Source organism: Sanguibacter sp. A247 (assembly GCF_052324925.1).
Classification (GTDB): domain Bacteria; phylum Actinomycetota; class Actinomycetes; order Actinomycetales; family Cellulomonadaceae; genus Flavimobilis.
Genome location: NZ_JBQPRE010000001.1, coordinates 109,951 through 121,383 on the forward strand (window position 1 = coordinate 109,951; position 11,433 = coordinate 121,383).

Here is an 11,433-nt window from a genome sequence, read left to right on the forward strand (position 1 = left end):
GGACCAATCGACTATCGACGCCCTGGGACCGGGCCTAGGGCACCCGGGGATAGCCGAAGGCGGTGACGAGCGGCAACGATCCGTCGCGCAGACCGTCGAGGATGAATCGCTCGTAGTGCGGCACCGGCTCGGGCAGCGCGTCGAGGGCAGACCACTCGAGACCGTCACACTTGTGCGGCTCCATGATCTGCGGTTCGCCCGTCCATGTGTCGACGGCCCAGAACCACTCGATGCGCTGCTCGATCGGAGCGTCGGATCCGTCGGTCCGCTGAAGAACCGTGAGCAGCGTGAGGTCGGCCACGTCGACCTCGACGCCAAGCTCTTCGGCAACTTCACGCACGGCGGCCTGGGCGGCGGTCTCTCCTGGCTCGACATGCCCGGCCGCACCTGCGACCCAGTGCCCGTCCATGTACCCCGTGCCTGCGCGGTGCTGCAGGAGCACCTCGTCGCCGCGGCGCAAGAAGACGTATGACGCGGGGATGAGCGCGTAGTGAGGTCGAGGCGTAGCAGTCGTCATGGTCGTCACGCCTGCATGTCGACGAAGCGCGAGTAGTGACCTTGGAACGCGACCGTGATCGTGTCAGTGGGGCCGTTACGGTGCTTGGCGACGATGAGGTCAGCCTCCCCCGCGCGCGGCGACTCCTTCTCGTAGGCGTCCTCGCGGTGCAGCAGGATCACCATGTCGGCGTCCTGCTCGATCGAGCCGGACTCACGCAGGTCGCTCATCGCCGGCCGCTTGTCGGTGCGCTGCTCAGGGCCACGGTTGAGCTGAGAGAGCGCAATAACGGGTACCTCGAGCTCCTTCGCGAGGAGCTTGAGCGCACGCGAGAACTCCGAGACCTCCTGCTGACGCGACTCGACGCGCTTGCCGGACGTCATGAGCTGGAGATAGTCGATGACGACAAGCTTGAGGTCGTGACGCTGCTTGAGCCGCCGACACTTGGCGCGGATCTCCATGAGCGACATGTTCGGGGAGTCGTCGATGAACAGCGGCGCCTCGGAGATGCGGCCCATCGTGCCCGCGAGCTTCTGCCAGTCGTCGTCGCTCATCGACCCGTTGCGCAGCTTCTGCAGATGCACGCGCGCCTCGGCCGCGAGCAGTCGCATCGTGATCTCGGTCTTGCTCATCTCGAGGCTGAAGACGACGGCGGCCTGGTTGCTCTTGATCGCGGCGGACCGGACGAAGTCGATCGCGAGCGTCGACTTGCCGATGGCCGGACGAGCGGCGATGACGATCATCTGCCCCGGGTGCAGGCCGTTGGTGAGCTTGTCGAGGTCGGCGAAGCCGGTGGGCACGCCCACCATGCCCTCGCCGCGGCTGCCCGCGGCCTCGATCTCGTCGACGGTCGCGCCGAGAACCTCGCCGAGGATGACGTAGTCCTCGCTCGCGCGAGTCTCGGTGACCGCGTAGACCTCGGCCTGCGCGTTGTTGACGATCTCGTCGACGTCGCCGCCGTCGGCTGCGTAGCCGAGCTGGACGATGCGCGTCCCGGCTTCGACAAGACGCCGAAGGATGGCGCGCTCGCGCACGATGCGGGCGTAGTAGCCGGCGTTCGCGGCGGTCGGGACCATCGCGATGAGCTCGTGGATGTAGGGGGCGCCGCCGATGCGGCCGACCTCGCCACGCTTGGTCAGCTCAGCAAGGACCGTGATGGCGTCCGCGGGTTCGCCGCGGCCGTAGAGGTCCATGATCGCGTCATAGATGAGCTCGTGGGCCGGCCGGTAGAAGTCGTTCCCCTTGAGCTCCTCGACGACGTCGGCGATGGCGTCCTTCGAGATGAGCATGCCGCCGAGGACGGACTGCTCGGCGGCGACGTCCTGGGGTGGCGTGCGGTCGAACGCGCGCCCCCCGGAGCTGCCGTAGTCCTCGTCGTGCTCCGCCGACATGTGCCCTGCCTCTCGTGCGACCCTGTGGTCGCTCACCGCATCCTGCCTCGAGCGTCGGACATCGACGCGCGCGGAGCCGGCCGGGCTGCGGGGTCCGGGCCACCCGCACCATACGGCTCCGGGGACCCGACAACCAGCGGCGTCGTGCACCGAGTTATCCACAGGGTGCTCCACGGGTGTGGAAACCGCCGGTCAATGAACCCACAGCCTGTGGACGATCCCGGGGATAACATGAGAGCGCGCCGTCACACCACGCCAAGATCCGCACGATTCCGCCGTTCACGCCTGTGGACAGAAAGTTGTCCCCCATGCGTCCATCAGGTGAACGATCGCGTGATCGCGCGCTGGACAGGTCGATCCTCGCGCTCGCCGTCCCCGCCCTCGGTGCCCTCGTCGCCGAGCCGCTCTTCGTCCTCGTCGACTCCGCGGTCGTCGGGCACCTCGGGACCGCCGAGCTCGCAGGGCTCTCGCTCGCAAGCACGATCCTCATGACCGTCGTCGGGCTCTGCGTCTTCCTCGCCTACGCAACCACCGCTGCGGTCTCGCGCCGCACCGGGGCGGGCCGACGCGCCGAGGCGCTCCAGGCGGGGATCGACGGCCTGTGGCTCGCCCTCGCTCTCGGCCTCGTTCTCGCGGCGGGGCTCTGGGTCGCAACGCCAGCACTCATCGACCTGCTGGGCGCCGACGCCGACGTGGCCCGCCACGCAGGCTCCTACCTGCGCTCGTCTGTCCCGGGCCTGCCCGGGATGCTCCTCGTGCTGGCCTCGACCGGCGTGCTGCGCGGCATGCTCGACACTCGCACGCCCCTCGTGGTCGCCGTGGGTGGCGCGGTCCTCAACACGGTCCTCAGCGTCACTCTGGTCTGGGGTCTCGGATTCGGGGTGGCTGGGTCCGGCGCCGGCACGGCGATCGCGCAGCTGACGATGGGGGCCGTGCTCGTCGCCGTCGTCGTTCGCTTCGCACGCCGCGAGCAGGTGAGCCTCCGGCCGCAGCGGGGCGGCGTCTGGGCCTCCGCGCGCGACGGGATGCCGCTCGTCGTGCGCACCCTGTCGCTGCGCGCAGCGATCCTCGCGACCGTGTGGGTCGCGACCGGTCTCGGCGCCGTGACGCTCGCCTCTCACCAGGTCATCAACAGTGTCTGGGGCCTCACGGCATTCGCGCTCGACGCGCTCGCGATCGCGGCGCAGGCGCTCGTCGGGCACAGCCTCGGTGCGGGCGACACGAACAGGGTCCGCACCGTCCTGCGCCGCACGCTCCAGTGGGGAGTCGGGGCCGGCATCGGGCTGGGCATTCTTGTCGCCCTCGCCTCGCCTGTGCTCGCGCCTCTGTTCACGCCGGATCCGGACGTGAGGCGGGCTGTCGTCGCGGGGCTCATCACGACGGCCGTGCTGCTGCCGATCGCGGGGTGGGTGTTCGTGCTCGACGGCATTCTCATCGGAGCTGGTGACGGTCGCTATCTCGCGTGGGCGGGTCTCGCGACCCTCGTCGTCTACCTGCCGTGCGCGCTCGCCGTGCGCGCGTGGGCTCCCGCGGGCACGTGGGGCGTCGTGTGGTTGTGGCTCGCGTTCGGGGGCGTGTTCATGTGTGCGCGGGCGCTGACGACGGGCCTGCGCGCACGGTCCGCGCGCTGGATGGTCACGGGCTCCTGACGCCGCCGGGCGTACCTCACGTCGGCGGATCCGCGATCGAGCCACCTGGGGGCGCGTGCGCGCGGGAAGCACGACGCCCGGCCCTCCTCGCGGGGAACCGGGCGTCGTTGGTCAGCGCTGCACTCAGGCGGCGACGACCTTGATCTTGACGTTCGCGGAGACCTCAGCGTGCAGGCGAACCGACACGGTGTAGTCGCCGGTCGACTTGATCGTCTGAGCGACCTCGACCTTGCGGCGGTCGATCTTGGGGCCACCGGCAGCCTCGACGGCCGCGGCAATGTCCGCGGTCGTCACGGCACCGAAGAGGCGCCCGCCGTTGCCGGCCTTGGCCTCCACAGCGAATGCCTTGCCCTGGAGTGCGTCGCGCACAGCGCGGGCACCCTCGAGCGTTGCGATCTCGCGGGCCTTGCGGGCCTTGCGAATCGCGGTGACCTCAGACTCGGCACCCTTGGACCAGACGGTCGCCAGGCCACGGGGGACGAGGTAGTTGCGCGCGTAACCGTCCTTGACGGTCACGACGTCGCCGGGCTCACCGAGGCCAGTGACCTCGTGCGTGAGGATGAGCTTTGCCATCTTCTGTGATTTCCCTTCGAGGCGTCGGCTCAGCGAGCCGAGGACGAGTAGGGCAGGAGGGCCATTTCACGCGCGTTCTTGACGGCACGCGCGATCTGACGCTGCTCCTGGACGGAGACACCCGTGACGCGGCGCGCACGGATCTTCCCGCGGTCAGAGATGAACTTGCGCAGGAGCGCAGAGTCCTTGTAGTCGACGACGTCGATCTTCGCGGACTTCAGCGGGTTGGACTTCTTCTTGGGCTTGCGGACAACGGCCTTGGCCATCGTGGGGGCTCCTTGTCAGGTGCTGTCCCTCCGTGCCGCAGGGCGGCCGGAGGGTCGTCGTGTCTGTGTCCCGGGTGGGGAACGGTCAGAACGGGGGCTCGTCGGAGAATCCGCCGCCTGAGGCTGCGGGACCGGACGTGGCCCACGGGTCGTTCTGCTGGTAGCCACCGCCACCACCACCCTGGGGTGCGCCGCCGAATCCGCCACCACCGCCGCCACCCGAGCGCTGGGCTCGTGTGACCTTGGCAGAGGCGTACCGCAGGGACGGACCGATCTCGTCCACCTGCAGCTCGACGACGGTGCGCTTCTCACCCTCGCGGGTCTCGTACGACCGCTGGGTCAACCGACCCTGGACGAGGACGCGCATGCCCTTGGTGAGGGTCTCTGCGACGTTCTCGGCGGCCTCGCGCCAGACCGAGCAGCGGAGGAACAGCGCGTCGCCGTCCTTCCACTCGTTCGCCTGGCGGTCGAAGGTGCGGGGCGTGGAGGCCACCGTGAAGTTGGCCACCGCTGCACCCGACGGGGTGAAACGGAGCTCCGGGTCCGCGGTGAGGTTTCCCACCACGGTGATGACAGTGTCACCAGCCATTGCCTACTCCTTCGAGATGTACGGGACCCATCGGCTCATGCCGACGGGGTGGAGCGTGGAGACGTCAGGAAGCGTCGGCCTCTGCGGGGGCCTCGGCGACGACGGCGGGTGCCGCTGCGGCCTTGGACTCCTCGCGGCGGAGCACCTTCGTGCGCAGGACGACCTCGTTGAGGCCGAGCTGGCGGTCGAGCTCCTTGGCGGTCGCGGGCGTTGCGGTGAAGTCAACCACCGCGTAGATGCCCTCAGACTTCTTGTTGATCTCGTAAGCGAGACGACGGCGGCCCCAGATGTCGACCTTGTCGACGGATCCACCCTCGGTCGTGACGACCGTGAGGTACTTGTCGAGCGACGGGGCGACGGTGCGCTCCTCGATCTCGGGATCCAGGATGATCATCAGCTCGTACTGACGCATGCTCATACCCACCTCCTTTGGACTTGGCGGTCACGGGACTTCCGTGACAGGAGGGTTGTTGCGTCGCCCTGCGCTGAGCACGTCCGATGGCGGACGGTCGACGCAGGGCAGGATGTCAGGGTACCGGAAACGCTGGCACCCTCACCAACCGTGTGACAGACCGCTCAGGGCCTGGCACTTGTGGTCAGGGCTTCGCGGGCGGCCCGGGCTCCCGCTTGCCCCCGGCCTGGGCCGCGGGCTCGGTCGTCGGGTCGCCCGGATCCTGCGTCGCGGGGGGGCTCGGAGTGGCCTCCTGCTCGGGGGTCGGCTCGGTCGTCGGATCGGGCTCGGGCTCGGGCTCAGGCTCGGGAGGCGGGCCCGAGGACACGATGATCGTGATGCTCGATCCGGGCGGAACCTCGGTTCCCCCGCCGGGCTGCGTCGAGATGACGGTGCCCTTGGGCACGGTCGCGTCGTCGCGGTAGACGACGACGGCCTCGAGGTCGGCGCGAGCAAGGGCTCGGCGCGCGGCCTTCTCGCTCGATCCGGCGAGGTTGGAGGGCACGACGGCCGACGTCGGGGTCGTCTCGGTCTCGGTCTCGGTCTCGGTCGGTTCGGTCGAGGGGTCCTCGGTCGGCTCCTGCGTCGGCGTCGGTCGTTCGGGGACCGTGCGCTCGGGGAAGTTCTCGACGGGAACGCCTTCCATCGCCTTGATCATGTACGACGTCCAGATGTCCGATGGCGCGGAGCTCCCTGTGATCTCCCGGTAGCCACGGAACGGCGTGATCTCCTCCTGGGTGCCATCCTCGCCGCTCTGGTAGAGCGCGACGGCCGTGACGACCTGCGGAGTGAAGCCGACGAACCATGCGGAGCGGTTGTTGCTCGACGTTCCCGTCTTGCCGGCGACGGGTCGACCGAGACGCTTGGCGGTCGTGCCCGAGCCGCGCTCGACGACTTGGGTCATCGCGTAGGTCGTGTCGGCGACGACGTCTGCTTCGATGACGCGGCGGGGAGGCGTGGACCCGCGGTAGACGTCGTCGTCCTCGCCGAGACGGCGCACCGACTCGACGATGTACGGGTCGGAGTGCATACCGCCGGCGGCGAGGGTTCCGTAGGACTCCGCCATGTCGATCGGGTGGACGGCTGCGACGCCGAGGACTGAGGACGGCACGTCGTCGAGGTCCGGGGTGTCCGCGGGGATTCCGGCACGCACCGCGACCTCGTTCGTCACGGCGGGGGTGAGCTCGAGGTTGAGCTCGACGAAGGGGGTGTTGATGGAGAACTCTGTGGCGCGCAGCAGGGTGACGCGTCCCCAGCTCTGGTTGCCGAAGTTGCGGACGGGGTCCTTGACGCCCTCGAAGCGACGCCCGCTGCGGCCGTCGAACCGGTCGTCGAGCGTGTGTCCGGACTCGAGCGCCGCGACGAGCGTGAACGGCTTGAACGTCGAACCGGCCTGGGCCCGGTCTTGGGTGACGCGGTTCTGCTGGACGACCGTGTAGTCCTCACCGCCGTACAGGGCGCGGATCGCGCCTGTGCTCGCGTCGAGCGAGACGGCTGCGGTCCGCAGGTTCTTTGACGCTCCCTCGAGGAGCCCTTCCTTGAGGATGGTCTCTTGGAGCGCGGCCTGGTTCTTGCGGTCGATCGTCGTGACGATGCGCAGCCCCGCCGTGCCGATCTCGTCGTTGGTCGTGAGTCCCGTCGCGACGACCTCGCGACGCACCATGTCGAGCAGGTAGCCCCGGGGACCCGCGAGCGCGTTGGACCGTTTGACCTTGATCGTCTTCGGGAGCTTGAGCTTGTCAGACTCGGCCTGGGTGAGGGCGCCCGTCTCGACCATCGCGCCGCGGACGTAGTCGAAGCGACGCTGGGCGTCCTCCTCGCTCGTCCGCGGGTCGAAGTTGTTGGGCGACGGGATGACGCCTGCGAGGAGGACGGCCTGGGCGGTCGTGAGCTCCTTGGCGTCGACCCCGAAGTAGGCCTGTGCGGCGGTCTGGATGCCGTTGGCCCCGCGGCCGAAGTAGATGGTGTTGATGTAGCTCGCGAGGATCTCGTCCTTGTCGACCTCCTGGCCGAGCTTGAGGGAGAGCAGTGCTTCCTGGAGCTTGCCGACGTAGTCCGTCACTGTCTCGTCGCCGAGATAGCGCTCGGCGTACTGCTGGGTGATGGTCGAGCCGCCCTGGCGCTTGCCGGTCGTGACGTTGATCCACAGCGCGCGCGCCATGCCCTTGACGTCGACGCCGGCGTTCTCCCAGAAGGTCCGGTCCTCGGCTGCGACGACGGCGTCCTTGACGACGTCGGGGATCTCGGACTCGTCGACGATCTCGCGGTTGATCTCGAGGAACTTGCCCATCTCCGTCTTGCCGTCGGAGTAGTAGACGGTCGTCGTCTGCGCGAGCGCGACAGAGGAGGCGTCGGGGATCTCGGTGCGGGCGTAGGCCGTGATGAGGGCTCCGACGCCGACGGCGATGACGAAGAGGAAGGAGGTGAGGATGAACCGCCACGAGGGCATCCAACGGTGGATGCGGCCCCGGCCTGCCCGTGGGTAGTTGAGCAGCCGACGACGGCTCGGCGTTCGCGCTGGTGCGCGTCCCGCGCTCGTTGCCTTGCTCGACCTGGTCACGTTGACCCCTTCTCTTTCGGTAAGACGACCGTACGAACCCTATGCGCTTGATCGGCTCGTACGGCAGGAGCATGGGGGCCGCCTCGGACTCTGCCCGGGGCTGCCGCGTGTGCTCCGCACGATCTTCACAGAGCGCGTGACGTGCCGCACGCGTTGCGCCTTGCGGCGGGCGGTCGTGCGCCATAGTCTCTCCGATGTATCGGTTCGATACATCGACGTGCTCGTGGCCTCCTGGGCTCGCGCGACGACCAGGCGGGGAGGTGCAGCGTGCGCGCACGATCGACGGTTCTCGAGACCGCGATCCTCGGCATCCTCGCTGACTCTCCCCTGCACGGCTACGAGCTGCGCAAGCGGCTCAACGTCGTGCTCGGGTCGTTCCGCGCGCTCTCCTACGGATCCCTCTACCCGGCCCTGCGCTCTCTCGAAGGGCGCGCTCTCATCGCCGGGACCGAAACCACGGACGCCCCTCCTCAGCACGCACTCTCCGGACGCCGCTCGCGCATCGTGTACGAGCTCACGGCGCTCGGCAAGGAGTACCTGCAAGGGTTGCTGTCCTCAGCAGGCCCCGCGGCCTGGGAGGACGAGAGTTTCGACGTGCGGTTCGCCCTGTTCGGGAAGACCGACGCCGAGACCCGCCTGCGCATCCTCGAAGGACGTCGCACGCGGCTCGCCGAACGCCTGGAGATGGTGCGCGAGAGCGCCAACCGGACCCGCGAGCGTCTCGACGAGTACACGCTCGAGCTTCAGCGGCACGGCCTGGAACAGGTTGAGCACGAGGTCGCTTGGCTCGACGAGCTCATCGACACCGAGCGCGGGCGTCCCCGTGCTCCGCGGTCCGAGGCGCGACGCGCACCGGGCAGCACCACGCAGAACGAAGCCGCGGACGACCGCCGTCCCGGCACGAACAGCAAGGAGTGAGGATGACCTCCATCCGCGTCGCCATCGTCGGCGTCGGCAACTGCGCCGCGTCGCTCGTCCAGGGCGTCCAGTACTACCGCGAGACCCCGGCCGACCAGAAGGTCCCCGGCCTCATGCACGTGCAGTTCGGCGACTACCACGTCAAGGACATCGAGTTCGTCATGGCGCTCGACGTCGACGCCAAGAAGGTCGGCTTCGACCTCTCCGAGGCGATCGGCGCGTCCGAGAACAACACCATCAAGATCGCCGACGTCCCGCCGCTCGGCGTGACCGTCCAGCGCGGCCCGACCCTCGACGGCATCGGCAAGTACTACGCCGAGACGATCGAGGAGTCGGACGCCGAGCCGATCGACGTCGTGCAGCAGCTCAAGGACAACAAGGTCGACGTCCTCATCTGCTACCTCCCCGTCGGCTCCGAAGCTGCCGCGAAGCACTACGCCCAGTGCGCGATCGACGCGAACGTCGCCTTCGTCAACGCCCTGCCCGTCTTCATCGCCTCCGACCCCGTCTGGGCGAAGAAGTTCGAGGACGCTGGCGTGCCGATCGTCGGCGACGACATCAAGTCGCAGGTCGGCGCGACCATCACCCACCGCGTGCTCGCGCGTCTCTTCGAGGACCGCGGTGTCATCCTCGACCGGACGTACCAGCTCAACGTCGGCGGCAACATGGACTTCAAGAACATGCTCGAGCGCGAGCGTCTCGAGTCCAAGAAGATCTCCAAGACGCAGGCCGTGACCTCCAACCTTGAGGACGGCCCTCTGGCCGGCAAGAAGGAGGACCGCAACGTCCACATCGGCCCGTCCGACTACGTCGCGTGGCTCGACGACCGCAAGTGGGCATACGTCCGCCTCGAGGGTCGCGCGTTCGGTGAGGTTCCCCTGAGCCTCGAGTACAAGCTTGAGGTCTGGGACTCCCCCAACTCGGCCGGCATCATCATCGACGCGCTGCGCGCGGCGAAGATCGCCAAGGACCGCGGCGTGGGCGGCCCGATCCACGCTGCTGCGACGTACTTCATGAAGTCGCCGCCGCTGCAGATGGAGGACGGCGTCGGCCGCGCCCGTCTCGAGGCGTTCATCGCCGGCGAGGTCGAGCGCTGACCGTTCGTCCTTCCGGACTCTGTCACGGGTGAGCCCCGCGCCACGGCGCGGGGCTCACCCGTTTGTGCAGGTCCCGGTTACGGTGGTCGGGTGCGCGTCATCACTGAGCTCGGGACCTTGCTGAAGATCCGTGACTTCCGACGGCTCTTCGCGATCAGGCTCGTGAGCCAGTCGGCCGACGGCATGTTCCAGGCCGGCCTCGCGACCCTCTTCTTCTTCTCTCCCGAGCGCGCGTCGAGCGCCGGGCAGGTCGCGGTCGCTTTCGCCGTGCTCCTCGCGCCGTTCACGATCGTCGGCCCGTGGGCTGGCGTGTTCCTCGATCGCTGGCGTCGGCGGCAGGTGCTCCTCGTGGGCAACCTCGTGCGCTCGGCGGTCGCCATCGTCATCGGTGGGCTCATGCTCGCGACGCCCGCGGGCGAGGATCTGGGGCTGGGGATCTACGTCCTCGCTCTCGTCAACCTGTCGATCAACAGGTTCTTGCTCTCCGCCCTGTCGGCGGGTCTGCCGCGGATCGTCGACGGTCCGCTGCTCCTCACCGCGAACTCCCTCCTGCCGACTCTCGGAGCTGTGGCGTCGGGGGTGGGCGCGGGGCTCGGGCTGGTCATCGGGCTCGTCGCACCGGCGGGCCGGGTCAAGGACGCGGGCGCCGTCGTCGTCGCCGCGGTGCTCATGGCCGGGGCGTCTGCGCTCGCGCTGCGTCTGCGTGCCGATCGACTCGGCCCCGAGGATCCCGATCGGACTCCTCTGCGCAGCTCGCTGGGTGTCATGGCGCGGGACCTAGCCGCGGGGGCGCACTACCTCTGGCGGCGCGGGACGCCAGGGCAGGCGCTCGTCGTCATGGCCGTGCACCGTTTCTTGTTCGGCATGACCATGGTCTACGGGATCTTGCTCGCGAAGAACTATCTCGCTGACCCCGCGGATGCGACGGGCGGGCTCGGCACCTTCGCTCAGATCGGCGCCGCGACCGGCGTGGGGTTCGCGGCGGCCGTCGTACTGTCACCCACCGTGGGGGCTCGGCTCGGGCAGCGTCGATGGATCCTCGTGTGCCTGGGGCTGGGGGCCTTCGCGCAGGGCGCGCTTGCGATTCACGTCTCGCTTCCCCTCATGCTCGTGGCGGGAGCCGCGCTCGGGCTGTCGTCGCAGGGTGCGAAGATCGCGGTCGACACGATCGTGCAGCGGGATACGGCCGACGAGTTCCGGGGACGCGCCTTTGCGTTGTATGACGTCCTCTACAACACCGGGCTCGTGGGTGCGGCCGCGCTTGCGGCGCTCGTCCTGCCCGACGACGGCTATTCGCGCCCGTTGTACGGGGCGCTTGCGGCGGTGTACGTCGTGGTGGCGTGGGTGTTTGCGGGGCGTGGGGCGCGGGTTGCGCACGAGGTCGAGCTTCCGGGCCGCGCGGCGCGGGAGTCCGAGGCGGCCTGACCGGCTCTCCGGCCGGCT

At 68.9% G+C, this 11,433-nt stretch carries 11 protein-coding genes; 4 read left to right on the forward strand and 7 right to left on the reverse strand.

The genetic code is table 11. The features are described 5' to 3' along the window. Nucleotides 1-34: 34 nt before the first annotated feature. The gene (locus ACTVCO_RS00495; protein WP_443726429.1) at nt 35-517 is read right to left on the reverse strand and encodes an NUDIX hydrolase; all 483 of its coding nucleotides are present in this window, start codon (nt 515-517) and stop codon (nt 35-37) included. A 5-nt stretch (nt 518-522) separates the two neighbouring features. Further along, entirely contained in the window at nt 523-1,887 is a 1,365-nt protein-coding gene (gene dnaB / locus ACTVCO_RS00500; RefSeq protein WP_443726430.1) for a replicative DNA helicase, read from the reverse strand. Between the two features lie 308 nt (nt 1,888-2,195). Here dnaB and ACTVCO_RS00505 point away from each other — a divergent pair, with 308 nt between their 5' ends. Continuing rightward, a complete protein-coding gene (locus tag ACTVCO_RS00505) occupies nt 2,196-3,536 on the forward strand; it encodes an MATE family efflux transporter (protein WP_443726431.1) in 1,341 nt (446 codons plus the stop codon). 123 nt (nt 3,537-3,659) lie between these two features. On the opposite strand, the gene rplI is transcribed toward ACTVCO_RS00505, so the two are convergent. The 5 genes from rplI to ACTVCO_RS00530 form a co-directional block, all read right to left on the reverse strand. After that, on the reverse strand, nt 3,660-4,109 hold the full coding sequence (rplI, locus tag ACTVCO_RS00510) for a 50S ribosomal protein L9 (protein WP_443726432.1): 450 nt from the start codon (nt 4,107-4,109) through the stop codon (nt 3,660-3,662). Between the two features lie 29 nt (nt 4,110-4,138). After that, complete coding sequence (gene rpsR / locus ACTVCO_RS00515; RefSeq protein WP_102510777.1) at nt 4,139-4,375, reverse strand: 30S ribosomal protein S18; 237 nt, start codon at nt 4,373-4,375, stop codon at nt 4,139-4,141. A gap of 85 nt (nt 4,376-4,460) precedes the next feature. Continuing rightward, on the reverse strand, nt 4,461-4,964 hold the full coding sequence (locus tag ACTVCO_RS00520) for a single-stranded DNA-binding protein (RefSeq protein ID WP_443726433.1): 504 nt from the start codon (nt 4,962-4,964) through the stop codon (nt 4,461-4,463). Between the two features lie 64 nt (nt 4,965-5,028). Continuing rightward, nucleotides 5,029-5,382 carry a 30S ribosomal protein S6 gene (gene rpsF, locus ACTVCO_RS00525; RefSeq protein WP_443726434.1) on the reverse strand — a complete coding sequence of 118 codons (354 nt, stop codon included), beginning with the start codon at nt 5,380-5,382 and terminating at the stop codon, nt 5,029-5,031. Between the two features lie 178 nt (nt 5,383-5,560). Next, the gene (locus ACTVCO_RS00530; protein ID WP_443726435.1) at nt 5,561-7,975 is read right to left on the reverse strand and encodes a penicillin-binding protein; all 2,415 of its coding nucleotides are present in this window, start codon (nt 7,973-7,975) and stop codon (nt 5,561-5,563) included. A gap of 267 nt (nt 7,976-8,242) precedes the next feature. On the opposite strand from ACTVCO_RS00530, the gene ACTVCO_RS00535 reads away from it, so the two are divergent. The 3 genes from ACTVCO_RS00535 (at nt 8,243) to ACTVCO_RS00545 (ending at nt 11,415) form a co-directional block, all read left to right on the forward strand. Beyond that, nucleotides 8,243-8,893, forward strand: a complete 651-nt coding sequence (locus ACTVCO_RS00535) for a PadR family transcriptional regulator (RefSeq protein ID WP_443726436.1) — start codon at nt 8,243-8,245, stop codon at nt 8,891-8,893. Nucleotides 8,894-8,895: 2 nt separating this feature from the next. Beyond that, the gene (locus ACTVCO_RS00540) at nt 8,896-9,990 is read left to right on the forward strand and encodes an inositol-3-phosphate synthase (RefSeq protein ID WP_443726437.1); all 1,095 of its coding nucleotides are present in this window, start codon (nt 8,896-8,898) and stop codon (nt 9,988-9,990) included. 90 nt (nt 9,991-10,080) lie between these two features. Beyond that, entirely contained in the window at nt 10,081-11,415 is a 1,335-nt protein-coding gene (locus tag ACTVCO_RS00545) for an MFS transporter (RefSeq protein ID WP_443726438.1), read from the forward strand. Nucleotides 11,416-11,433 lie beyond the last annotated feature (18 nt).